This window comes from Cedecea sp., assembly GCF_036500665.1.
Lineage (GTDB): Bacteria > Pseudomonadota > Gammaproteobacteria > Enterobacterales > Enterobacteriaceae > Cedecea.
Genome location: NZ_DASYBS010000113.1, coordinates 163,729 through 187,474, shown reverse-complemented (window position 1 = coordinate 187,474; position 23,746 = coordinate 163,729). Strand labels below are relative to the sequence as shown.

Sequence of the window (23,746 nt, the reverse complement as noted above, 5' to 3'; positions counted from 1 at the left end):
ATTAGGCCTCCCGGCTGCGTGCGCACATCATGGTTGCTTCGCAGACAATTTTTCCGTCAACGGTCGCAACGCCTTTGAAACGCGTCAGACCACGACGAGTTTTCTCAAAGGTCACTTCCATAACCATCTGATCGCCAGGCACCACCGGGCGCTTGAAGCGCGCTTCATCAATGCCGGCAAAGTAGTACAGTTCACCCGGTTCAAGTTTACCCACGCTTTTAAACGCCAGAATACCGGTAGCCTGCGCCATCGCTTCCAGAATCAGCACGCCAGGGAAAATCGGCTTGCCCGGGAAGTGGCCCTGGAAAAACGGCTCATTTACAGAGACATTTTTTACTGCGCGCAGAAAACGACCTTCTTCAAAATCCAGCACGCGGTCAACCAGCAAGAACGGATAACGGTGCGGCAGAAGCTCTAAAATCTCTTCAATGTGCAGAGTATGAGTGTCAGTTGTCAAAATACTCTTCCTGTCTAAATATTCTAAATGACAATAATAACACGGCCTGCGGCTATCTTAAGGAAAGCCAGCAGGCCGCAAATCAAATCGCGCGGCTCACGCTTCAGCCCTTATGGCTGGAAGCACGGCAGCGCAGGGAGCAGGCGACGATCAGTCTTGTTGATTGACCTTACGTTCGATGGTTTTTAAGCGTTTGCTCATTTCATCGATGTTCATCACCAGGGCAGCGGTTTTACGCCACGCTTTATTAGGCTGCAGCGGAATACCCGAGGAGTAAACTCCCGGTTCGGTGATAGGACGCATCACCATACCCATGCCGGTCACAGTCACCTTGTCACAGATTTCCATATGACCATTGATCACGCTGGCACCGCCAATCATGCAGTAACGGCCAATTTTCAGGCTGCCTGCCATGATAACGCCACCCGCAACCGCAGTATTGTCGCCAATCACAACGTTATGTGCAATCTGGCACTGATTATCAATGATAACACCATTGCCAATAATCGTGTCATCCAGCGCACCGCGATCGATAGTTGTACAGGCACCGATCTCAACCCGATCGCCAATAATCACCCGGCCAAGCTGGGGGATTTTCACCCAGTTGCCACGATCGTTAGCGTAACCGAAACCGTCTGAGCCAATCACCGTGCTGGATTGGATCAGGCATTGAGCACCGATCTCGATGTCGTGATAGATGGAGACGTTCGCCCATAGACGGCTACCGGCACCAATTTTGGTATTTTTGCCAACAAAGCAGCCAGCACCGATAACGACGTTATCGCCGAGCACAACGCCGGATTCGATAACGGCATTCGCACCGACAGAAACATGCGCACCCAGCTTCGCCGAGGGATCGATCACCGCACTTGGGGCGATGTCACTTGCAGGCTGAGGCGTGGTATCGAGAATTTGTGCCATACGAGCATAGGTCAGATAGGGATTCTTCACTACCAGCGCTGCGCTTTTAGCGTATGGAAGGTCGGCTTCGGTCATAACGACGGCAGAAGCCTGGCAGGCCGCCAGATGTTCACGATAGCGAGGATTAACCATGAACGTAATGTGGCCAGACTGGGCAGTTTGCATAGATGCAACGCCGGTGATGACGATATCGCCATCACCGTGCAATTCTGCATCCAACTGCTGGGCTAATTCAGCCAGTCGAATCGAAGACATTACTTATTTAACCTGTTTCAGTACGTCTGCAGTGATGTCTTTCACGTCGTTACCTGCGTAAGCAACGGTGTTTGCATCCAGAACAACATCGTAACCTTTATCATCTGCAACTTTCTTCACAGCGGCCTGGATACGGGTAACCAGTTTGCTGCGCTCTTCGTTGGAACGACGGTTGCGATCCTGCTCAAAAGCCTGTGCTTTTTCGGAGAACGACTGGCGCTGAGCCATCACGTCTTTTTCCATTTTGCTGCGATCTGAAGCTTTCATGGTTGAACCATCGCGCTGCAGGCGCTGCATTTTGGATTGCAGATCGTTTTCCATGCCCTGCAGTTCGCCGGCACGGCCTTTGAACTCATTTTCCAGGGTTTTAGAAACACCGGTGTTTTGTGCTACCTGTTGGAACAGGTTGCCCATGTTAACTACTGCGATGCTGGAGGCAGCCTGAGCGCCGGCTGAAGCAACCATAGCAATCCCGAGACCTGCGGCAACTAACCACTTTTTCACAATAAACTCCTTACCATCCCATAGGTGTCCGAAGACACTGTTTTTTTGCGAGCACCCGCAAACTGGCTAAGCGGCTAACAGGTGCAACGCCTCACTGCTGTTGCGTTCCGTCGCGCAGAACAAATTACCAGGTTTTACCAATGTTAAACTGGAACTGTTCTGCCTTGTCTCCATCATATTTCTTAAACGGCTGGGCATAAGAGAACACCAGCGGCCCCAGAGGAGACATCCACTGCAATGCCAAACCTGCAGACATACGAATATTACTTGGGTTGCTGTAATCAGGTATACCGGCAGCTCTGGTGTCGGCGGTATTCTGCCATTTGGTATCCCAAACGGTACCCGCATCGACGAACAGAGAAGTACGAACAGAGTTCGAGTACTTCTCGCTCAGGAACGGCGTCGGGGTGATCAGCTCAAAGCTGGCAACGCCCATGGCGTTACCGCCCACCGCATCGTTAGAGTTACACAGGTTACCGGTTCCACAGTTACGCTGGTTCGGACCGAAGTAAGCGGCTTTCGGGCCGATGTTGTTCGACTGGAAGCCACGCACGGTACTTGAACCACCGGCGTAGAAGTTCTCGTAGAACGGCAGCTCTTTGCCCCCCAGACCATCACCATAGCCCCAACGGGTACGGCCAAGCATTACCCAAGTGTGATCGTCGTTGATCGGGAAATAGGTCGCCGTATCTAACGTCACTTTATAGAACTCATTATCAGAGCCTGGGATGGTGACTTTACCATTCAGGTTGACGCGAGAACCATCCGTCGGGAAGTAACCGCGGTCGAGGTTGTTGTATGTCCAACCATAGTTCAGAGTGAAGTCATCCGCCGAGAAACTGTTGTCACTGGCGTTCATATTCGGGTGTTGGCCCACAGAATCCAGATAACGCCACATTGCTATCTGCGGTTGCATATTCGACAGGTCGTTATGCACATAACCCACACCAAGACGCAGCGTGTTGTACTCATTCACCGGGAAGCCCAGCGTGGTATCTACACCGTAGCTTTTGTTGGTGTAGTCGGACAGGTCCGCATCATCCGCTTTAAAGTCGTTGTAGAAGATACGTCCACCGAGACTCACACCATCAACCGTGAAGTATGGATCGGTCGCGGAGAGTTCTGCATACGTTTGGTAGTCGTTTTTGGTTCCGCTGATACCAACAGAATAGCCGGTGCCCAGCCAGTTGTCCTGCTGAACCCCAACCTGGAAGCTGACGCCACTTTCAGTACCGTAACCGACACCAAAGTTGAAGCTACCGGTGTTACGTTCTTTAACCTTATAGACTACGTCAACCTGATCCGGGCTACCGGATACGCGCTGGGTGTCCACATCAACGGTTTCGAAGTAGCCGAGACGGTTCAGACGCTCTTTACCGGCATCAACCAGGTTGCTTCCCAGCCAGGCCCCTTCCATCTGACGCATTTCGCGACGCAGAACGGAATCCTTACTGGTATCGTTACCTTCAAAGCGGATCTTACGCACGTAGTAACGGTTGCCGGAATCGACGTTAACGTGCAGCTTAACGGTCTTATCGCTGTCGTTAATTTCTGGCTGAGTCTGTACGCGCGGATAAGCATAGCCATAGCGACCCAGCAGTTTCTTAATGTCGTCTTCCATTTTGGTGACTTTGGTGCCGTTATACAGCTCACCCGGCTTTAGCTTGGTCAGGCTCTCGATTTCCGCCGAGTGGCCTGCCAGATTGCCTTTCACATCCACGCCAGCAATCTTGTACTGATCGCCTTCGGTGATGTTGATGGTCACATAAATGCTTTTCTTGTCCGGCGTCAGGCTAACCTGCGTGGAATCAATGTTGAAACGCGCATAACCGCGATCCAGATAGTAGCTACGCAGGGTTTCAAGGTCACCCGCCAGCTTCTGTTTCTGGTATTTGCGATCGCCCACTACGTTCCACCACGGCACTTCATCACGTAACTGGAAGTGGGAGATGAGCTCATCCGTGGTAAACGCATGATTACCGACGATGTTGATCTGCTGGATTTTCGCGGAGACCCCTTCCTGGAACACCAGTTTCAGGTCAACACGGTTACGCGGCAGCGGCGTGACGACAGCTTTAACGCTGGCGCTGTATTTACCGACGCTGTAGTAGAAATCTTCCAGCCCTTTTTCGATGTCGCCAAGGGTAGTACGGTCAAGGGATTCCCCTACGCGTACGCCTGAAGCTTCAAGGTTCTGCTTGAGCATGTCATCTTTCACCGACTTGTTGCCGGAGAAGGTGATGCTGGCAATGGTTGGACGCTCTTTTACCTGCACCAGCAGCGTATTGCCATCACGCAGAACCCGCACATCTTCAAAGTTGCCGGTGGCAAACAGTGAGCGGATAGTATTACTGATATCCTCGTCAGAGACGGTGTCGCCTACGCGCACCGGCATACTGAGGAGGGCCGCACCGACGGCGACTCGCTGCAGGCCTTCGAAATGAATGTCTTTCACCACGAACCCGTCTGCACCGTATACGGTGGCGCTGCTAAACAGCAGCGACGCTATGAGGAGCTTTTTCATCGCCATCGTTGTTATGCGTTCTTCCTAACCTAATTCTCTCTATAAACGAGAGAAATCATTGAAAAGTGCAAGCCCCATTAATAGCACCAGCAAGATAGAGCCAATGCGATAACTGAAGTCCTGAACTCGCTCGGAAACCGGTGTGCCTTTCAGTTTCTCAACCGCCAAAAAGAGCAGGTGTCCACCGTCAAGGACGGGGAGTGGAAACAGATTGATAATCCCTAAGTTGACGCTGATAAGCGCCAGGAACATCAGGAAGTAGATCAATCCATATTCCGCCGACATACCTGCACCTTGAGCTATGGAGATTGGCCCACTGAGGTTGTTCAGTTTTACATCACCGGTTATTAATTTCCCCAGCATATTGACCGTCAGCTTCATCAGTTGCCAGGTTTTATCCGTGGCTTCTGCTACAGCGGTAAACGGCCCATACTGGCGCACTGTTTTATACTCATCGGGCAGCGGGATAATTTTGGGAACAACCCCTGCAAACCCTTCAGCCTTCGCTTTACCCGGTTTTGTATCCGGTATCAGCGTCAAAGACAAGGGGCTACCCTGCCTTTCAATTTGTACAGCCAGCGCTTGCCCTGGATTATCACGAACCAGGTTAACAAACGTGCTCCATTGAAGGAGCGGCTGATCGTTGACTTTAACGATCCTGTCCCCGGCTTGCAAACCGGCCTTACTTGCCGCTGATTGCGGCTGGACTTCATCCAGCACATTTTCAATCTGCGGGCCACGAGGCCTGAACCCCAGCGATGTTACCGGATCCTGCTTGTCCGGCTCAAACTGCCAGTGGCTCAGATCAAGGGTGACGTCACGCGTTTGATTAGTCCCAAACGGAGCATAAGACACTCGCGCGCTGGCATCGCCAATCTTGCCGATGAGCGCCAGGCGAACCGCATCCCAATCAGGCGTTTCGATGCCATCTATCGCTTTTAGTTCCATGCCGGCGGTAATTTGTGCTTCGGCCGCGATAGAGTTGGGGGTTATTTCACCGATCACCGGGCGCAGGCTCGGTATACCGATGATAAACACCAGCCAATAGGCAAAGATAGCGAAGATAAAGTTGGCAATCGGGCCAGCGGCAATGATGGCTGCTCGCTGGGAAACCGTTTTATTATTGAACGCAGCATGACGCATTTCCGGCAGCACCGGCTCAACGCGTTCATCCAGCATTTTGACGTAACCGCCCAGCGGTATCAGAGCAATGACAAACTCGGTTCCCTGGCGGTCAGTACGACGCCATAGCGCCTTACCAAACCCAATAGAAAAGCGTTCCACGCGAACGCCGCAGCGGCGAGCAACCCAAAAATGGCCGAACTCATGCACGGTAATCAAAACACCCAGTGCAACGATAAACGCAGCCAAATTCCACAGTATGCTCAGCATAAAACCTTCCGTTAAATCGTCCTGAATACCAGAAGCAGCAGACACGCAAACACCGGCACCGCCGCTGTCAGACTGTCAATGCGGTCAAGAATACCACCATGTCCTGGGATCAGGTGACCACTATCTTTAATACCTGCCTCGCGCTTGAACATACTTTCGGTTAAATCACCCAAAACAGAGGCCAGCGCGGCAACAATGGAACAGGTTAACAGAACCGCGGGCGCAACGTTTAAATCCGCCCACATGCCAAACAGCAAAGAGATAACCGCAGAGGTTGCCAGTCCGCCAATAAAGCCCTGCCAGGTTTTACCCGGGGAAACTTTCGGTGCCAGCTTATGCTTACCAAACATCTTCCCAAAGATATAAGCGCCTGAGTCCGCGCCCCATACCAGGAACATCACATACAGTAGCCATACCGAGCCGCTGTAGTGATTGATATCATAATGCCAGCTGCGCAGCGCCACCATTCCCCAGAAAAAAGGGATAATGGTCAACAGACCAAAAACCAGACGTATCGGCTTAGAATTGCGCCACAGCGCCGCAGAAGAGGGATAAAACAGCACCAGCAGTAGTGCAGCAACCCACCAGCCCAGCGAGGCCCAAAGCGACATCTCTATCACCGGCAAATGAACCGTGTGACGATACTCGGGCAACGTAAACAGCATCACGGCCAGCAGCAGGCCACACAGGACGGCAAGCCAAATACGCTGTGAACGAGCAACGAAACCAGCAAGTTGCCCCCATTCCCACGCTGCCAGCATGCAAATCACCAACGTAGCAATCGCAAATCCTGGTGGCGGAAGCCAAAACAGCGCCGCGATAACAATGGGAATCATAATAAACGCGGAAATCAGGCGATACTTCAGCAAAAGTGACCCCCAACAGGCTTATTCACCACCAGGTGCTGTGCCACCAAAACGACGCTCTCGGTTTGCAAAAGCATTTAGTGCACCTTCAAAGTCTTGTTCATCGAAATCAGGCCAAAGAACATCGGTAAAATAAAGTTCCGCATAGGCAATTTGCCAGATGAGAAAATTACTGATGCGATGCTCTCCCCCTGTCCTAATTACTAAATCTACGGGAGCCAGTTCATGCATGCAGATCTGCTGACCGAGCAGTTCTTCATCTATCTGTTCCGGGCGCAATGAGCCTTCCTGCACCTGCGACGCAAGCTGTCGCACTCCCTGAATGATATCCCAACGCCCGCCATAATTCGCGGCGATATTGAGCGTCAACCCGGTATTGTCACTGGTTAATGCTTCGGCTTTTTTGATACGTTCTTGTAGGCGTGAGTTGAATCGGCTGGTATCACCAATCACCCGTAGACGCACATTATGACGATGTAAGCTTTTGACTTCGCTGTCTAATGCCCACACGAATAGCTCCATCAACGCGGTCACTTCCTGAGCCGGGCGATTCCAGTTTTCGCTACTAAAAGCGTAAAGCGTCAGCGCATCGATACCGTTATTTGCTGCAAAAGTAACAGCACGGCGGACCGATTTTGCTCCAGCCTTATGACCGAAAACCCTCATTTTCCCTTGTCGCTTAGCCCAGCGGCCATTGCCATCCATAATAATGGCAACATGGCGGGCGCCATGAGCAGGTAAGGATTCGCTTAATTGTTGATTAGCAGACAACATAACGCGTAATGATTCCCTGAAAAGAATTAAGCGGTACTCAGGAATACTGAAGCCTTTCGCATAAAAAAGCCGTGTTGTGACACGGCTTTCCACTTAACGCTCAGTCACATCTGGCGATTAAGTGGCGCAGACTATATCACTGAAGCACAAAGCGAACAAATGGCGGCACTTCAGCCGACTGAATTATCACCGGCTTGCGAGTTGCATCACTTGTTTTTTGGCGATTTCACGAGCAATTGCATCCACGCGGAGCACCTCTTCCACACTTTGAGGTTCGGTTAAGTTCATTTGCTCAAGTACACTGCGATTTAGCACCGCAATGTCGGTAAAACGCACCTGCTGATTCAGGAAGGCCTCAACGACCACTTCGTTAGCCGCATTCAGCGCGGTGGTGGCCGCCTGCCCTTGCTCACTGGCATCAATGGCCAGCTTGAGGCATGGATAGCGCTCAAAGTCCGGCTGCATAAAGGTCAGCGTGCCGATTTTGCAGAAATCGAGCGGCGCAACACCTGATTCAACACGCGCAGGATAGGCCATGGCATGCGCAATCGGCGTGCGCATATCGGGAGCCCCCAGCTGCGCCAGTACGCTGCCGTCACGGTAGCGCACCATTGAGTGAATGACCGACTGAGGATGAATCAGCACTTCCATCTGTGCCGCAGAGGCGTTGAATAACCAACGCGCTTCAATATATTCGAGACCTTTATTCATCATGGTGGCTGAATCAACGGAGATTTTACGCCCCATTGACCAGTTCGGGTGGCTGCATGCCTGATCGGGCGTCATTGCCGCTAAATCCGCATAAGCCGTTTCCCGGAACGGGCCACCCGATCCGGTGAGGATAATTGACGATACGCCATTATCTTCAAGGCTAGCGTATCCCAGGTTCCGCTGAATTGTTTCCGGTAAACTCTGAAAAATAGCGTTATGTTCGCTGTCAATCGGCAACAATTGTGCTTTGCTGCGCGCTACTGCTTCCATAAACAGACGCCCGCAGGTAATCAGCGACTCTTTGTTAGCCAGCAACACCTGCTTACCCGCAGAGATAGCGGCAAGCGTGGACGGCAATCCTGCTACGCCGACAATGGCCGCCATAACCTGATCCACTTCACTCAGCGCCGCCACCTCACAGGCCGCCTGCACACCTGCCAGTACCTCGGTTTTCCCGCCCTGCTCTCTTAACGTACGACGCACTTCTGAAGCCGCTGACTCAGTGGCCATTACCGCAAATCGCGGTGAGAACGCCAGGCATTGCTCCACCATTTTCCCGACGTTGCTGCCCGCAACCAAAGCCGTTACGGAAAATTTTTCAGGATTATGACGAACGACGCTCAGCGTGCTGACGCCAATAGAGCCGGTGGAACCAAGAATAGTGAGCTGCTTCATGAGTTACTCAGGGTCGTAAAATGAGGGATTAATGACGCATTAGTTTGCGGCGACGGGGGCGTATTGTCTACGCCTTTGCTCTGTGTTTATCAAAGCAAAACGCCGCACAGCAAACGCCACGCTTCACGCGAGGGCTTGCTGTGCGGCGTATTATCCACCAATGGGTGGATTAGAACTGCATCAGCTCGGCTTCTTTTTCAGACAGAGCCGCATCCACTTTCTTGATGGCTGCATCAGTCAGCTTCTGAACGTCGTCCTGGGAACGACGATCGTCATCTTCGCTGATCTCTTTGTCTTTGAGCAGGGCTTTTACTTTGTCGTTTGCGTCACGACGAACGTTACGTACCGCTACCCGAGCGCCTTCTGCTTCACCGCGCACAACTTTGATCAGGTCTTTACGACGTTCTTCGGTCAGCGGAGGCAGCGGAACACGGATATCGGTACCCGCAGAGCTTGGGTTCAGACCGAGGTCAGAAGCCATAATCGCTTTTTCAACCGCCGGGCCCAGAGAACGATCGAACACGTTGATCTTCAGAGTACGGGTATCTTCAACCGTGACGCTTGCCAGCTGACGAAGCGGAGTTGGCGTACCGTAGTATTCCACTACGATGCCGTCCAGCAGGCTTGGGGAAGCACGACCGGTGCGGATTTTGCTGATTTGGTTTTTAAACGCTTCGACGCATTTATCCATACGTACTTCAGCATCTTTTCTGATATCGCTAATCACGTTACGAATCCTTGAAAACGGGTTTAAGGCAGACCACGCTTATTCTCTGCAGCGTTTACGCTGCTGGCTAAGTATAGTCCTGTTTATTCCTGGCTGTAGATAAAGCCAAATCTTACCCTGATTAAGGGGTAACTGAAATTATTCAGTAATTAAAGTGCCTTCTTTCTCACCCATTACTACGCGACGCAGCGCACCCGGCTTGTTCATGTTGAACACGCGGATCGGCAGTTTGTGGTCGCGAGCAAGCGTGAATGCGGCAAGATCCATAACTTTGAGTTCTTTATCAAGAACTTCAGTGTAGGTCAGCTGCTCGTATAAGGTGGCAGCAGGATCTTTTACCGGATCGGCGGTAAATACGCCATCCACTTTGGTGGCTTTCAGTACCACGTCTGCTTCAATTTCAATCCCACGCAGGCAGGCTGCGGAGTCGGTGGTAAAGAACGGGTTGCCGGTACCGGCTGCGAGGATAACGACGCGGTTAGCGCGCAGGAGGCTAATTGCTTCTGCCCAGCTGTAGTTATCGCAAACGCCATTCAATGGAATAGCGGACATCAGGCGGGCGTTCACATAGGCTCGGTGGAGCGCATCGCGCATCGCCAGGCCGTTCATGACGGTTGCCAGCATGCCCATGTGGTCGCCCACGACGCGGTTCATACCGGCTTTTGCCAGGCCTGCGCCACGGAATAAGTTGCCACCGCCGATTACCACCCCGACCTGGATGCCAAGTTCCACCAGCTCTTTAATCTCCTGAGCCATACGGTCCAGAATACTCGCGTCAATACCAAAGCCTTCTGTGCCTTGCAGAGCTTCGCCGCTCAGTTTGAGCAGAATACGTTTGTAGACGGGTTTTGCATTGGTAGCCATGTTTCTTTCCTGAGAACAGTCAACGAATGGGGGATGGTTAATTCTGGCGACATTCTGTCGCATTTCAGCTACTCGCCAATCGGAGATAACTGAAACTATAAGGCTGGATAAAAAGGAACCGCCGGTTGGCGGTTCCTTTTAAACCATTAAGACTGCTTGGACATCGCAGCAACTTCTGCTGCAAAGTCAGTCTCAACTTTCTCGATACCTTCACCCACTTCGAAGCGGATGAAGTTAGTCACGTCAGCGTTGTGCTCTTTCAGCAGCTGAGCAACAGTTTTGCTTGGATCCATCACGAACGGCTGACCGGTCAGAGAAACTTCGCCGGTGAATTTCTTCATGCGGCCTTCAACCATTTTCTCTGCGATTTCTTTCGGCTTACCGGATTGCATCGCGATGTCCAGCTGAACCTGGTACTCTTTCTCTACAACTTCTGCAGACACGTCTTCAGGCTTAACGAACTCAGGCTTGCTTGCTGCGATGTGCATTGCCAGCTGCTTAACCAGCTCTTCGTCAGCGCCTTTAGCGGCAACCAGAACACCGATACGTGCGCCGTGCTGGTAAGAACCCAGAACTTCGCCTTCCAGGGAAGCAACGCGACGGATGTTGATGTTCTCACCGATTTTAGCAACCAGTGCAACGCGCTCTTCTTCGAACTGCGCTTTCAGAACGTCAACATCAGTGATTTTGCCTGCAACTGCTGCGTCCAGAACTTTATTAGCAAATGCCTGGAAACCGCCATCTTTAGCAACGAAGTCGGTCTGGCAGTTAACTTCCAGGATCACGCCGTAGTTGCCGTTGATCTTAGTGATGATCACGCCGTCAGCAGCAACGTTGCCTGCTTTTTTAGCTGCTTTGATCGCACCGGATTTACGCATGTTCTCGATTGCCAGCTCGATGTCGCCGTTGGCTTCGGTCAGCGCTTTTTTACAATCCATCATGCCAGCGCCAGTACGCTCACGCAGCTCTTTTACCAGGGATGCGGTAATTTCAGCCATTCTAAAATCCTCGGAGATGTTGCCTGCCCGGCGCGTTGGCCAGACGGGCTTAAAAGTGAAAAAGGGGCCATAAAAAGGCCCCTAACCAAACGAGATACTACCTGGTTAAATAAGGGCTTTCCCCTTTATATTTCGAGCCGCAGGTGCGTTACCTTCACTCGCTCATCCTGGTCACTTACTGATGTAAGCTCCCAGGAATTCTCGAGTTTGCCGCCTTGCTGCAACTCGAACTATCTTGGGGAATCATCAAACCTTATTATTCTGCTTCTACGAAGCTTTCTTCCGCCTGGGAAGCCAGATCCTGAGAACGGCCTTCACGAACGGTTGCAGCTACAGCGCCCAGGTACAGGCTAACAGCACGGATTGCGTCGTCGTTACCAGGGATAACGAAATCAACACCGTCCGGATCAGAGTTGGTATCAACGATAGCAAATACTGGGATACCCAGGTTGTTTGCTTCTTTGATAGCGATGTGCTCGTGATCGGCATCGATAACAAACAGTGCGTCCGGCAGGCCGCCCATGTCTTTGATACCGCCCAGGCTGTTTTCCAGCTTGTCCAGCTCACGAGTGCGCATCAGCGCTTCTTTCTTAGTCAGCTTGTCGAAAGTACCGTCCTGAGCCTGAGTTTCCAGGTCTTTCAGACGTTTGATGGACTGACGAACGGTTTTCCAGTTAGTCAGCATGCCGCCCAACCAGCGATGGTTCACGAAGAACTGGTCGCAGCTGTTAGCAGCGTCTTTCACCGCTTCGCTTGCAGCGCGTTTAGTACCAACGAAAAGGATTTTGCCTTTACGAGAAGAAATCTTGTTCAGCTCAGCCAGGGCTTCGTTGAACATTGGTACAGTTTTCTCAAGGTTGATGATGTGAACTTTGTTACGTGCGCCGAAGATGAAAGGCTTCATTTTCGGGTTCCAGTAACGGGTCTGGTGACCGAAGTGAACACCAGCCTTGAGCATGTCGCGCATGGAAACAGTAGCCATGTTTTAAAACCTCTATATAAGTATGGGGTTATGCCTCCACGTATCCCATATTGCCGACCCCAAAGGGCACCCCGGAATATGTGTCGATACGTGTGTGTTATTTACACAAAGTGAGCGTATTTGGCTGTACCCGAAAAATCGGAATACAAGTCCGGCGCGCTTTATACCATAAACAGCGCCTGGACTCCAATAGTTGTTGCCTTACTGCGCGCTTGATGATTCTCAATTTTGCAGGGAGACGCCCCCCCTGATACCATTACAGCAACTTCCCTGCTCATTTCATGTCGACGTTAACGACATCTGCGGATCTGATATGGCTATCTCAATTAAGACACCTGAAGAAATCGAAAAAATGCGCGTCGCCGGCCGCCTGGCTGCCGACGTGCTGGAAATGATCGAACCCCACGTTAAACCGGGTATCACCACCGGCGAGCTGGATCGCATCTGTAATGATTATATCGTGAATGAACAGCAGGCCATTTCCGCCTGTCTGGGCTATCACGGCTTCCCAAAATCCGTCTGTATTTCCATCAATGAAGTGGTTTGCCACGGTATCCCTGACGATGAAAAAGCGCTGAAAGATGGCGACATCGTCAATATCGATGTCACGGTCATTAAAGACGAATACCACGGCGACACCTCAAAAATGTTTATCGTCGGCAAGCCGACTATTCTCGGTGAGCGTCTGTGCCGCATCACCCAGGAAAGCCTCTACCTGGCGCTGCGCATGGTGAAACCAGGCATCCGTCTGCGCACCCTTGGCGCGGCTATCCAGAAGTTCGTTGAAGCCGAAGGTTTTTCCGTTGTTCGCGAGTACTGTGGCCACGGCATCGGCCGTGTATTCCATGAAGAACCGCAGGTTCTGCACTACGATGCAGACGACGGCGGCGTGGTACTGCAACCGGGGATGACTTTCACCATCGAACCGATGGTCAACGCCGGTGACTACCGCATTCGTACCATGAAAGACGGCTGGACGGTGAAAACCAAAGATCGCAGCTTGTCTGCTCAATACGAGCATACTATTGTGGTGACGGAGAACGGCTGCGAGATTATGACCCTGCGTAAAGATGACACCATCCCTGCAGTGATTTCGCATAACGAATGATGCCCTGACGAAAGTCAGCAATCTAAGCCGGCCCTGAGCCGGCTTTTTTTATGGGTAGCGTACAATGAGTCCAGCTTTACCAGAGCAGTTTGCCAACACCACAGAACCCGAGATCGCCGGCCAGCCGGACTATCCCAACAGTTGGCAGGAAGCCGAACTTAATTGCGCGGACATCAAGTCGCACTTAGACACCTTCCAGAAATGGCTGGGCACGGCCTTCGATAGCGGCATTTCCGCTGAACGGCTCATTGAAGCCCGTACCGAATTTATCGATCAACTGCTCCAGCGGCTGTGGATAGCCTACGGCTTTGCCGATGTCCCGGAAGCCGCGCTGGTTGCCGTGGGCGGCTATGGCCGCGCTGAGCTACACCCGCTGTCGGATATCGACCTGCTTATCCTGAGCCGCAAGCGATTGACCGACGCCCAGGCGCAGAGAATTGGCGAGCTGTTGACCCTGCTCTGGGACGTGAAGCTGGAAGTGGGCCACAGCGTACGTACGCTGGAAGAGTGCCTGCTGGAAGGATTATCAGACCTGACGGTCGCCACCAATCTTATCGAATCACGCCTGCTGATTGGCGATGTTGCCCTGTTCCTTGAGCTACAAAAGCATATCTTCAGCGAAGGTTTTTGGCCGTCAGCGAAGTTCTTTGCCGCCAAAATTGAAGAGCAAAACGAGCGTCACCAGCGCTACCACGGTACCAGCTACAATCTTGAACCCGATATTAAAAGCAGCCCCGGCGGCCTGCGTGATATTCACACGCTGCAATGGGTTGCCCGCCGTCACTTCGGCGCAACCTCAATGGGTGAGATGGTCGACTTTGGCTTTCTGACCGAGGCGGAGCGCAAAGAGCTCGACGAGTGCCAGCACCTATTGTGGCGCATTCGCTTTGCCCTGCATCTTGAGGTTAATCGCTACGATAACCGCCTACTGTTTGACCGCCAGCTTAGCGTGGCCCAACGCCTGCACTACAGCGGCGAAGGCAACGAGCCGGTCGAACATATGATGAAGGATTTCTATCGCGTAACCCGCCGCGTAGGAGAGCTGAATCAAATGCTGCTGCAGCTGTTCGACGAGGCGATTCTGGCGCTGGATGCCAGTGAAAAACCTCGCCCGCTGGACGATGATTTCCAGCTGCGCGGCACGCTCATCGATCTGCGGGATGAAACCCTGTTTATGCGCGAGCCGCAGGCCATCCTGCGCATGTTCTATATGATGGTGCGTAACCGCGACATCACCGGTATTTACTCGACCACGTTGCGCCATCTGCGCCATGCCCGTCGTCATCTGACCCAGCCGCTTTGCTACATTCCGGAAGCCCGCGAGCTGTTCCTGGTCATGCTGCGCCATCCCGGAGCGGTAAGCCGTGCGCTGGTGCCAATGCACCGCCATAGCGTGCTGTGGGCCTATATGCCGCAGTGGTCACATATCGTCGGCCAGATGCAGTTCGATCTGTTCCACGCCTACACGGTTGACGAACACACCATCCGCGTCCTGCAAAAATTAGAAAGCTTCTCCAAAGAAGAGACGCGTTCGAAGCACCCACTGTGCGTCGATCTCTGGCCTCGCCTTTCACACCCGGAGCTGATTTTAATTGCTGCCCTGTTCCACGACATCGCAAAAGGGCGAGGCGGCGATCATTCAGTACTTGGTGCTCAGGACGTGCTGAAGTTTGCCGAACTTCATGGACTCAATTCACGAGAAACCCAGCTCGTTGCCTGGCTGGTTCGTCAGCATCTACTGATGTCGGTTACCGCCCAGCGCCGTGATATTCAGGATCCGGAAGTCATTAAGCAGTTCGCTGAAGAAGTTCAGACCGAAAACCGGCTGCGCTACCTGGTCTGCCTGACGGTTGCCGATATTTGCGCGACTAATGAAACGCTCTGGAACAGCTGGAAGCAAAGTCTGCTGCGCGAGCTCTATTTCGCCACCGAAAAACAGCTGCGTCGGGGCATGCAGAACAGCCCGGATATGCGCGAGCGCGTGCGCCATCACCAGCTTCAGGCACTTGCGCTATTGCGGATGGATAATATTAATGAGGAAGCCCTGCACCACATCTGGGCGCGCTGCCGCGCCAACTATTTTGTGCGCCATACGCCAAACCAGATTGCCTGGCACGCAAGACACTTGCTGAAGCACGATCTCAGTCAACCGATGATCCTGCTTAGCCCGCAGGCGACGCGTGGCGGCACCGAGATCTTCATCTGGAGTCCGGACAGGCCTTATCTGTTTGCCGCCGTTTGCGCCGAACTGGACAGGCGTAACCTCAGCGTTCACGACGCGCAGATCTTTACGACGCGCGACGGCATGGCGATGGACACCTTTATCGTGCTTGAGCCTGACGGCAGCCCACTGTCTATCGACCGGCATAATATTATTCGCCACAGCCTCGAGCAGGCGATCACCCAGACAACCTGGCAACCGCCTCAGCCTCGCCGCCAGTCGGCAAAACTGCGTCACTTTACCGTCGATACCGAAGTCAACTTCCTGCCAACCCACACCGACCGGCGTACGTTCCTTGAGCTGATTGCGCTCGATCAGCCAGGCCTGCTGGCGAGGGTGGGTGAAGTGTTTGCCGACCTCGGGATTTCGCTCTACGGGGCGAGAATTACAACAATTGGTGAGCGAGTAGAAGATTTATTTATAATCGCGACCGCAGACCGGCGTGCACTTAATAATGTGCTCCAGCAGGAAGTGCAGCAACGGTTGACAGCGGCCCTTAATCCAAACGATAAATAACGGTCTTTTATTTTTTACCTTTTTAGCCTGTGGGCGGCAGTCAAGTTGATTGTCGCCCAAAAGTTGAAAGGTAAGTCACAATCAGGAAATATTCATCATGCAGCAGCTACAAAATGTAATCGAATCCGCTTTCGAGCGTCGCGCCGAGATCACCCCGGCAAATGTTGATACCGTCACCCGTGAAGCGGTGAATCAGGTGATTGCCCTGCTCGACAGCGGTGCGCTGCGCGTTGCTGAAAAAATTGACGGCCAGTGGGTCACTCACCAGTGGCTGAAGAAGGCCGTACTGCTTTCTTTCCGCATTAACGACAATAAAGTCATCGAAGGTGCTGAAAGCCGTTATTTCGATAAAGTTCCGATGAAATTCGCCGACTACGACGAAGCCCGCTTCCAGAAAGAAGGCTTCCGCGTTGTGCCACCTGCTGCGGTGCGCCAGGGCGCTTTCATCGCACGTAACACCGTGCTGATGCCTTCCTACGTCAACATCGGCGCCTACGTCGATGAAGGCACGATGGTCGATACCTGGGCGACCGTTGGCTCCTGCGCGCAGATTGGTAAAAACGTTCACCTGTCCGGCGGCGTCGGCATTGGTGGCGTACTTGAGCCGCTGCAGGCTAACCCAACCATCATCGAAGACAACTGCTTTATCGGCGCGCGCTCTGAAGTGGTAGAAGGCGTGATCGTCGAAGAAGGTTCCGTTATCTCCATGGGCGTTTACATCGGCCAGAGTACCCGTATCTACGATCGCGAAACCGGTGAAGTGCACTACGGCCGCGTACCTGCAGGCTCGGTTGTTGTTTCCGGCAACCTGCCTTCTAAAGACGGTTCTTATAGCCTGTACTGCGCGGTAATTGTGAAGAAAGTGGACGCAAAAACCCGCGGTAAAGTGGGCATCAACGAACTGCTGCGCACCATCGACTGAGTTTTTTGCACCAAAAGGCGGGTTACCCCGCCTTTTTTGCATCTGGCACTAGCGGAAAAGGAATTTTCCGTTAACGCTCTAATGGTTATTGATATTTAAGGGTACCGCTTATGTACGATAATTTAAAAAGCCTGGGTATTACCAATCCTGATGAAATCGATCGTTACAGCCTCCGGCAGGAAGCCAACAACGATATCCTGAAAGTCTATTTCCAGAAGGATAAGGGCGAATTTTTTGCCAAAAGCGTGAAGTTTAAATACCCACGTCAGCGCAAAACCGTGGTGGCCGATGGCGTAGGCCAGGGTTACAAAGAAGTGCAGGAAATCAGCCCAAACCTGCGCTATGTCATCGACGAACTTGATCAGCTCTGCCAGCGCGATCGTACCGAAATCGATCTGAAGCGTAAGATCCTCGACGATCTGCGCCATCTCGAGTCCGTGGTGACCAACAAGATCAGCGAAATTGAATCCGATCTGGAAAAACTGACCCGCAACAAGTAAGCCAGTCAGCAATAAAAAAGGGCCGCTCTTGCGGCCCTTTTTCTTTTCAGGTTAACGCTTACTGCATCAGCAGGTAAATCTGCGAATCACCACGCTGGATGCTTAGCGCCATAACAGACGGCTTGCTGTCCATCACTTTACGCAGCTCGGCGATGTTGTTCACCGCCTGCTGGTTCACACCGACGATGATGTCACCTTTTTTCAGGCCAATACGCGCTGCCGGAGTGTTCGGCTTCACGCTGGTAACCTGCACGCCTTTCTGGTCCTTACCGCCGCGGTTGCTCATCTCAGCACCTTCAATACCGGTAAAGATAGTGGCAGCATCCACCTGGTTCTGAGTGCTTTGCTGCAGCTCCAGGCTTACCGTAACCGGTTTACCATCTCGCAGCAGGCCCAGCGAGATTTTGCTGCCTACAGGCATAGAACCGACTTCCGCACGCAGCGCCGCGAAGCTGCTAATAGGCTTATTATTCAGGGATGTAATCACATCTCCGGCCTTAATGCCCGCTTTTGCCGCGGAGGAATTAGGCATGACCTGGCTGACAAACGCCCCGCGCTGAGCGTCGACCTTCATCGCTTTCGCCAGCTCGGAGTTCAGCTCGGTGCCCATAATCCCCAGCTCGCCACGGCGAACCTGGCCATATTGAACCATCTGAGCGGTCAGGTTTTTCACCATGTTGCTCGGGATAGCGAAGCCGATACCGATGTTGCCGCCGTCCGGCGCCAGAATCGCGGTGTTGATCCCGATAAGCTCGCCGTTCAGGTTAACCAGCGCGCCGCCGGAGTTGCCGCGGTTAATTGCCGCATCGGTCTGGATAAAGTTCTCGTAGTTTTCCACGTTCAGGCCGCTACGACCCAGCGCCGAAACGATACCGGAGGTTACGGTTTCACCCAGGCCATACGGGTTACCAATAGCCACGGTGTAGTCCCCTACGCGCAGCGCGTCGGAGTCGGCAATTTTAATCGCCGTCAGGTTTTTCGGATCCTGCAGCTGGATAAGCGCGATATCGGAGCGTGGATCTTTACCGACGACTTTGGCATCAAACTTACGGCCATCGCTCAGCTGAACTTTGATCACGCTGGCGTTATCTACCACGTGGTTGTTGGTGACGACATAGCCTTTCGCGGCGTCAATGATGACGCCAGAACCCAGCGCCATAAATTTCTGCTGTTGGCTTCCGCCGTCGGCTCCGCCTTGACCACCGCCCTGACAGAACGGCGAACTCTGGAACGGTGAACCGTCCTGGCAGAATGGCGAGTTATCGCCGAAGAATTGCTGGAAATTACGCCCCATACGCGGAGTATTTACCGTTGTGCTCCCTTCAACGTTGATACTCACCACTGAAGGCATTACCTGTTCCAGCATCGGCGCAAGGCTTGGCAGCGGCTGCGCAGCAGATGCAGAAGAGGCCGTCTCAGCGGCGGAGGCAGACATCGGACTCAGCGCCAAACCCAGACTAAGAGCCAGCGCACTCATTGCTAACGTGGTTTTTTTCATGGAATCATCTCAACTTTCAAATAACGCAAAATTGCTGTGTTGGTACACCATTCAGAGTGAAGTTTACGCGCTAAGTTCAGCGCTTAAGTGCATGGAAAAAGTAAAAATTTATTGGTCATCTTTACAAAACTCGCGAAAACCTCACTCCACCGCCATCAGGCGTCGATACTCATCCCAGGCATATAAATCGGTCATTCCGCTGATGTAATCCTGGATAAGCCTTGCACGGAAATAGTATTCCCAAACGGAAAAATCAAGGCTAGCCGGGTGCAAAGCGTTCACCGCTTCCACATAGGCAAGCCTATGTTTGGTTGAGAGTTTGTGGAACAGGCGCGACGCGATTGGCAGGCGGCGCAAGCTCTCTTTGCTGACCAGTTCCGAGAAATCCTCGGTTGAAAGCTCAAGTAAGGGACTGTAAATATCCAGTAAGCCACTGATAACCCGATAGCCCTGCAGTTCCAGCTGTTCCACATCAGGATGGCTGAATACCTGGCGTACGGCCACCTGCTTATACAGCTCCAGCAGCCGGGCAAACGGGCTATCGTCCTCCAGCAACGCATGGTTAAATTCGCCGGAATAGATTTCGGACAGATTGTCGATAAAGCGCTGGGCAGCGTACGGTGCCAGCTTATTTAGCGTGTTGACGCGCAGGTACATAAAGAACTGATCTTCTGCGCTGCGGCGCATTTGATTGGTGCGGGATTTATCCCAGGCATCTTTTACCACCAGCTCAAAGAGATCGCCCTTCTCCTCTTTGCCCCAGGACTCACACAGATGCTGATACAGCTGCTCAACGCTGAAAATGCGTTTCTCGACGGCGTCTTCGAGATCCGCCACGCAGTAAGAAATGTCGTCTGCTGCCTCCATGATCCAGGTGAGCGGAAAACGACTGTATTCGCCAAGATCCAGCTCTTTACGCAAACGCGCAATGTATCCTTCCTCAGAGAGATAAAAACCCGGTTTTTTCATTAAATAAGCATGGCTGGCCGGCGGTGTTTCGGCAAACCAGGCCGGACGGGTGTACTTGAGGATGCAGCCGACCTGCGCCCAGGTCAGGTTCATCCGCAGCAGGCTATGTACCAGTCGAATACCCTGCGCGTTTCCCTCAAAGTGACAGAGATCCTGACGGACTTTGCTGCGTAACGTATTTAATGACTCTTCGCCTTCACGCAACCGCAAAACGTCGACCTTACAGCGATCGTCGCTGTGGGGCAGGCTACCGCTATCTTTCGGCCGCAGGCGCTGGCGAAACCAGTCATTAATCGCTGACTCACCAAAATGGCCAAACGGTGGGTTGCCAATGTCATGCATCAGGCAAGCCATTTCCACTATGCTTTCAAACGGGCCGGTCAGCTCATCCAGACCATATTTTTCCAGCGCCTTTTGCTCTTTCAGGCGGCTGAGAATCTCCTTGGCAATGTAGCGCCCAACCTGCTGCACCTCCAGCGAGTGGGTGAGACGGGTGCGCACGGCGGCATTACGCTCAAGCGGGAAGACCTGGGTTTTCTGCTGCAGGCGGCGGATGGCAGGAGAATTGATGATCCTGCCGCGGTCGCTTTCAAAGATGCGCAGGATCTCATGCTCGTTCTTCTCCCCTTCGGGCGAGCGGAAGCGTCGATGCCAGTTAATTTTTTTGCGGAAGTCTATTTCGCTCATGCCCACTCCTGTTCCGTTGATAAGGAGACTGCTTGCCATGATAGACTATGCCCCGAAAATTGAGTCATGTTCCACCACATTAGCGAGTATCTCTATGAAAGCAGGCATTATTGGTGCAATGGAAGAAGAAGTTACGCTGCTGCGTGACAAAATCGAAAACCGTCACACTCTGAGCATCGCCGGTTGCGAAATTTATACCGGTACGCTGAACGGCGTTGAGGTAGCGCTGCTGAAGTCCGGCATCGGCAAAGTTTCTGCCGCCATGGGTGCTACGCTGCTGCTGGAACACTGCAAGCCGGACGTCATCATTAACACCGGCTCAGCTGGCGGCCTGGCGCCAACGCTGAAAGTGGGCGATATCGTCGTTTCGGATGAAGTGCGCTACCACGACGCGGATGTTACCGCCTTCGGTTATGAATATGGCCAGATGGCGGGCTGCCCGGCAGCTTTCGTTGCCGATAAAAAGCTTATCGACGCAGCGGAAACCTGCATCAAAGAATTGGATCTGCATGCGGTTCGCGGCCTGATCGTCAGCGGCGATGCGTTTATTAACGGCTCCGTTGCGCTGGCAAAAATTCGCCACAACTTCCCACAGGCCGTTGCGGTAGAAATGGAAGCGACGGCTATCGGCCACGTATGCCATAACTTCAACACGCCTTTTGTGGTGGTACGCGCCATCTCCGACGTTGCCGATCAGCAGTCTCATCTCAGCTTTGAAGAGTTCCTGGTCGTCGCTGCCAAGCAATCCACCCTGATGGTGGAGAAACTGGTTCAGCACCTGGCCCGTGGCTAAGGTCATCCCTTGGCGCGGGGTAACTGCCCTGCTCCTTTGCCTCCCGGCGCTGCTGTTTGCAGCGCCTCGGGTAATCTCCCTCTCCCCCGCGAATACTGAACTGGCGTTTGCTGCCGGTATCACTCCCATTGCGGTGAGCGCTTACTCTGATTATCCGCCGCAGGCAAAGCAGATTGAACAGCTGGCCAACTGGCAGGGCATGAATTTCGAACGCATCGTAGCGTTGAAGCCGGATGCCGTACTGGCATGGCGTGGCGGCAATCCGGACAGGCAGGTTAACCAGCTTATTTCGCTGGGGATCAAGGTCATCTGGCTGGATCCTAAAAGCGTGGCCGACGTAGAAGCCGCCCTGCGCCAGCTGGCTCCGCTAAGCCCTACGCCAGAAAAGGCGCTGAAGGCAGCAGATACGCTATCTCGCCAGTATGCTGAGTTGAAAGCTCACTACGGCCACGCTCAAGCTAAGAAAGTGTTTCTGCAGTTCAGCCAGCAGCCGCTTTTTACTACCAGTAAAGATTCGATTCAGAACGAGGTCGTTGAGCTATGCGGTGGGCAAAATATCTTTGCCGACAGCCGTGTGCCCTGGCCGCAGGTGAGCCGTGAACAGGTTCTGACGCGCCAGCCGCAGGTTATTATTATTGCTGGCGATGCGAGCAATATTCCGTCGGTTCGGCAGTTCTGGAGTAATCAGTTGAAAGTTCAGGTTATTGCCGTCAATGATGACTGGTTTACTCGCTCTGGCCCGCGTATTATCCTCGCCGCAAAACAGCTCTGCGAAGAGCTGGCAAAAGCTTAACGTCACGCTCTGAGGGTCATGAATGCTGGTCTATTGGCTGGATATTGTCGGTACCGCCGTGTTTGCTATTTCCGGCGTTTTATTGGCCGGAAAGCTGCGTATGGATCCCTTTGGCGTACTGGTGCTTGGAGTAGTAACCGCAGTAGGCGGCGGTACAATCCGCGATATGGCGTTAGCTAACGGTCCGGTGTTTTGGGTGAAAGATCCTACGGACCTGGTCGTCGCCATGGTGACCTGCATGCTCACCATTGTACTGATACGTCAGCCGCGCCGTTTGCCTAAATGGGTACTCCCGGTGCTGGATGCCGTTGGCCTGGCGGTATTTGTAGGTATTGGCGTCAATAAAGCCTTTCTGGCCCACGCCAGCCCGCTGGTCGCTATTTGCATGGGCGTGGTGACCGGCGTAGGCGGTGGGATTATCCGCGACGTGCTGGCACGTGAAATTCCAATGATTTTGCGCACTGAGATTTACGCCACCGCCTGTATTATCGGCGGTATTGTCCACGCGACGGCTTACCATACCTTTAACATACCGCTGGAGCAGGCCAGTATGATTGGCATGGTGGTAACGCTGGGGATTCGCCTGGCGGCCATCCGCTGGCACCTCAAATTGCCCACGTTTGCGCTAAATGACCGACAATAGCGATAAAAAAAGCCGCGTACTAAACGCGGCTTTTTTGTTTCAGCAGCTCATCAGATGCTGAAGGAGGAACCACACCCGCAGGTGCTTTTCGCGTTCGGGTTGGTCACCACGAAGCGGGAGCCTTCCAGGCCTTCGCTGTAATCTACCGCGCCGCCGACCAGGTATTGCAGGCTCATCGGATCCACAACCAGAGCAACGCCCTGTTTCTCGATGGTCATGTCGCCGTCGTTGATCTGGTCGTCAAAGGTAAAGCCATACTGGAAGCCGCTGCAACCACCACCGGTGATATAGACGCGAAGTTTCAGATCAGGGTTCTCTTCGTCTGCAATCAGACTTTTCACTTTATTGGCGGCCGCTTCGGTAAACTGCAGCGGCAGCGCTACGTCATCACTCATTTTTTGCTCCCAACAATTAACAAGTCGGGCAGAAAATAACCCGCACTTTAG

General features: G+C 53.0%; 22 protein-coding genes. 7 read left to right on the top strand and 15 right to left on the bottom strand.

The genetic code is table 11. From position 1 onward, the window contains the following. Position 1 precedes the first annotated feature (1 nt). The 12 genes from fabZ to rpsB form a co-directional block, all read right to left on the bottom strand. Positions 2-457: a 3-hydroxyacyl-ACP dehydratase FabZ gene (gene fabZ / locus VGM55_RS19795; protein ID WP_016534975.1), complete on the bottom strand. Its 456-nt coding sequence runs from the start codon at positions 455-457 to the stop codon at positions 2-4. A gap of 150 nt (positions 458-607) precedes the next feature. Then, positions 608-1,633, bottom strand: a complete 1,026-nt coding sequence (gene lpxD, locus VGM55_RS19790; protein ID WP_331636415.1) for a UDP-3-O-(3-hydroxymyristoyl)glucosamine N-acyltransferase — start codon at positions 1,631-1,633, stop codon at positions 608-610. A 3-nt stretch (positions 1,634-1,636) separates the two neighbouring features. Next, complete coding sequence (gene skp, locus VGM55_RS19785; protein WP_061273709.1) at positions 1,637-2,137, bottom strand: molecular chaperone Skp; 501 nt, start codon at positions 2,135-2,137, stop codon at positions 1,637-1,639. Positions 2,138-2,261: 124 nt separating this feature from the next. Beyond that, complete coding sequence (gene bamA, locus VGM55_RS19780) at positions 2,262-4,667, bottom strand: outer membrane protein assembly factor BamA (RefSeq protein ID WP_154187237.1); 2,406 nt, start codon at positions 4,665-4,667, stop codon at positions 2,262-2,264. A gap of 33 nt (positions 4,668-4,700) precedes the next feature. Beyond that, on the bottom strand, positions 4,701-6,053 hold the full coding sequence (gene rseP / locus VGM55_RS19775; RefSeq protein WP_331636414.1) for a sigma E protease regulator RseP: 1,353 nt from the start codon (positions 6,051-6,053) through the stop codon (positions 4,701-4,703). Positions 6,054-6,064: 11 nt separating this feature from the next. Continuing rightward, positions 6,065-6,922 (bottom strand): phosphatidate cytidylyltransferase, encoded by an 858-nt coding sequence (gene cdsA, locus VGM55_RS19770; RefSeq protein WP_154187236.1) that lies wholly within the window; start codon positions 6,920-6,922, stop codon positions 6,065-6,067. An 18-nt stretch (positions 6,923-6,940) separates the two neighbouring features. Beyond that, positions 6,941-7,693, bottom strand: a complete 753-nt coding sequence (gene ispU / locus VGM55_RS19765) for a (2E,6E)-farnesyl-diphosphate-specific ditrans,polycis-undecaprenyl-diphosphate synthase (RefSeq protein WP_154187281.1) — start codon at positions 7,691-7,693, stop codon at positions 6,941-6,943. Between the two features lie 186 nt (positions 7,694-7,879). Next, the gene (gene ispC, locus VGM55_RS19760) at positions 7,880-9,079 is read right to left on the bottom strand and encodes a 1-deoxy-D-xylulose-5-phosphate reductoisomerase (RefSeq protein ID WP_154187235.1); all 1,200 of its coding nucleotides are present in this window, start codon (positions 9,077-9,079) and stop codon (positions 7,880-7,882) included. A gap of 169 nt (positions 9,080-9,248) precedes the next feature. Beyond that, the gene (frr, locus tag VGM55_RS19755) at positions 9,249-9,806 is read right to left on the bottom strand and encodes a ribosome recycling factor (protein WP_331636413.1); all 558 of its coding nucleotides are present in this window, start codon (positions 9,804-9,806) and stop codon (positions 9,249-9,251) included. A 138-nt stretch (positions 9,807-9,944) separates the two neighbouring features. Further along, positions 9,945-10,670 carry a UMP kinase gene (gene pyrH, locus VGM55_RS19750; RefSeq protein ID WP_038475448.1) on the bottom strand — a complete coding sequence of 242 codons (726 nt, stop codon included), beginning with the start codon at positions 10,668-10,670 and terminating at the stop codon, positions 9,945-9,947. Positions 10,671-10,816: 146 nt separating this feature from the next. Then, the gene (gene tsf / locus VGM55_RS19745; RefSeq protein ID WP_154187234.1) at positions 10,817-11,668 is read right to left on the bottom strand and encodes a translation elongation factor Ts; all 852 of its coding nucleotides are present in this window, start codon (positions 11,666-11,668) and stop codon (positions 10,817-10,819) included. A 256-nt stretch (positions 11,669-11,924) separates the two neighbouring features. Further along, positions 11,925-12,650, bottom strand: coding sequence for a 30S ribosomal protein S2 (gene rpsB, locus VGM55_RS19740; RefSeq protein ID WP_008456923.1), 726 nt, complete (start codon positions 12,648-12,650; stop codon positions 11,925-11,927). Between the two features lie 313 nt (positions 12,651-12,963). Between rpsB and map the strand changes: the two genes are divergently transcribed. The 4 genes from map (at position 12,964) to VGM55_RS19720 (ending at position 17,917) form a co-directional block, all read left to right on the top strand. Next, the gene (map, locus tag VGM55_RS19735) at positions 12,964-13,758 is read left to right on the top strand and encodes a type I methionyl aminopeptidase (RefSeq protein WP_154187233.1); all 795 of its coding nucleotides are present in this window, start codon (positions 12,964-12,966) and stop codon (positions 13,756-13,758) included. Positions 13,759-13,822: 64 nt separating this feature from the next. Then, positions 13,823-16,495 (top strand): bifunctional uridylyltransferase/uridylyl-removing protein GlnD, encoded by a 2,673-nt coding sequence (glnD, locus tag VGM55_RS19730; RefSeq protein ID WP_154187232.1) that lies wholly within the window; start codon positions 13,823-13,825, stop codon positions 16,493-16,495. Positions 16,496-16,592: 97 nt separating this feature from the next. Next, a complete protein-coding gene (gene dapD, locus VGM55_RS19725; protein ID WP_016534961.1) occupies positions 16,593-17,417 on the top strand; it encodes a 2,3,4,5-tetrahydropyridine-2,6-dicarboxylate N-succinyltransferase in 825 nt (274 codons plus the stop codon). 110 nt (positions 17,418-17,527) lie between these two features. Then, positions 17,528-17,917, top strand: coding sequence for a DUF3461 family protein (locus VGM55_RS19720; RefSeq protein WP_331636412.1), 390 nt, complete (start codon positions 17,528-17,530; stop codon positions 17,915-17,917). 58 nt (positions 17,918-17,975) lie between these two features. On the opposite strand, the gene degP is transcribed toward VGM55_RS19720, so the two are convergent. Next, complete coding sequence (gene degP / locus VGM55_RS19715; protein WP_154187231.1) at positions 17,976-19,415, bottom strand: serine endoprotease DegP; 1,440 nt, start codon at positions 19,413-19,415, stop codon at positions 17,976-17,978. A 141-nt stretch (positions 19,416-19,556) separates the two neighbouring features. After that, positions 19,557-21,071, bottom strand: coding sequence for a dGTPase (dgt, locus tag VGM55_RS19710; RefSeq protein ID WP_154187230.1), 1,515 nt, complete (start codon positions 21,069-21,071; stop codon positions 19,557-19,559). 94 nt (positions 21,072-21,165) lie between these two features. Here dgt and mtnN point away from each other — a divergent pair, with 94 nt between their 5' ends. From mtnN to VGM55_RS19695, 3 genes are read left to right on the top strand one after another with little or no spacing between them, the layout of a single operon-like run. After that, positions 21,166-21,864 (top strand): 5'-methylthioadenosine/S-adenosylhomocysteine nucleosidase, encoded by a 699-nt coding sequence (gene mtnN, locus VGM55_RS19705; RefSeq protein WP_154187278.1) that lies wholly within the window; start codon positions 21,166-21,168, stop codon positions 21,862-21,864. After that, positions 21,857-22,657, top strand: a complete 801-nt coding sequence (gene btuF, locus VGM55_RS19700) for a vitamin B12 ABC transporter substrate-binding protein BtuF (RefSeq protein ID WP_331636411.1) — start codon at positions 21,857-21,859, stop codon at positions 22,655-22,657. The genes mtnN and btuF overlap by 8 nt, the downstream gene beginning before the upstream one ends. A 22-nt stretch (positions 22,658-22,679) precedes the next feature. Next, positions 22,680-23,300 carry a TRIC cation channel family protein gene (locus VGM55_RS19695; RefSeq protein WP_154187229.1) on the top strand — a complete coding sequence of 207 codons (621 nt, stop codon included), beginning with the start codon at positions 22,680-22,682 and terminating at the stop codon, positions 23,298-23,300. A 50-nt stretch (positions 23,301-23,350) separates the two neighbouring features. Here the strand turns inward: VGM55_RS19695 and erpA are convergent, their stop codons facing one another. Beyond that, on the bottom strand, positions 23,351-23,695 hold the full coding sequence (gene erpA, locus VGM55_RS19690) for an iron-sulfur cluster insertion protein ErpA (RefSeq protein WP_038475460.1): 345 nt from the start codon (positions 23,693-23,695) through the stop codon (positions 23,351-23,353). Positions 23,696-23,746: the final 51 nt, after the last annotated feature.

Coding starts and splice junctions, on each gene's coding strand:
- VGM55_RS19695 (WP_154187229.1), top strand. CDS start 22,680: ATGCTGGTCTATTGGCTGGATATTGTCGGTACCGCCGTGTTTGCTATT.
- bamA (WP_154187237.1), bottom strand. CDS start 4,667: ATGGCGATGAAAAAGCTCCTCATAGCGTCGCTGCTGTTTAGCAGCGCC.
- dapD (WP_016534961.1), top strand. CDS start 16,593: ATGCAGCAGCTACAAAATGTAATCGAATCCGCTTTCGAGCGTCGCGCC.
- erpA (WP_038475460.1), bottom strand. CDS start 23,695: ATGAGTGATGACGTAGCGCTGCCGCTGCAGTTTACCGAAGCGGCCGCC.
- tsf (WP_154187234.1), bottom strand. CDS start 11,668: ATGGCTGAAATTACCGCATCCCTGGTAAAAGAGCTGCGTGAGCGTACT.
- map (WP_154187233.1), top strand. CDS start 12,964: ATGGCTATCTCAATTAAGACACCTGAAGAAATCGAAAAAATGCGCGTC.
- VGM55_RS19720 (WP_331636412.1), top strand. CDS start 17,528: ATGTACGATAATTTAAAAAGCCTGGGTATTACCAATCCTGATGAAATC.
- degP (WP_154187231.1), bottom strand. CDS start 19,415: ATGAAAAAAACCACGTTAGCAATGAGTGCGCTGGCTCTTAGTCTGGGT.
- ispU (WP_154187281.1), bottom strand. CDS start 7,693: ATGTTGTCTGCTAATCAACAATTAAGCGAATCCTTACCTGCTCATGGC.
- dgt (WP_154187230.1), bottom strand. CDS start 21,071: ATGAGCGAAATAGACTTCCGCAAAAAAATTAACTGGCATCGACGCTTC.
- rpsB (WP_008456923.1), bottom strand. CDS start 12,650: ATGGCTACTGTTTCCATGCGCGACATGCTCAAGGCTGGTGTTCACTTC.
- ispC (WP_154187235.1), bottom strand. CDS start 9,079: ATGAAGCAGCTCACTATTCTTGGTTCCACCGGCTCTATTGGCGTCAGC.
- rseP (WP_331636414.1), bottom strand. CDS start 6,053: ATGCTGAGCATACTGTGGAATTTGGCTGCGTTTATCGTTGCACTGGGT.
- mtnN (WP_154187278.1), top strand. CDS start 21,166: ATGAAAGCAGGCATTATTGGTGCAATGGAAGAAGAAGTTACGCTGCTG.
- pyrH (WP_038475448.1), bottom strand. CDS start 10,670: ATGGCTACCAATGCAAAACCCGTCTACAAACGTATTCTGCTCAAACTG.
- glnD (WP_154187232.1), top strand. CDS start 13,823: ATGAGTCCAGCTTTACCAGAGCAGTTTGCCAACACCACAGAACCCGAG.
- lpxD (WP_331636415.1), bottom strand. CDS start 1,633: ATGTCTTCGATTCGACTGGCTGAATTAGCCCAGCAGTTGGATGCAGAA.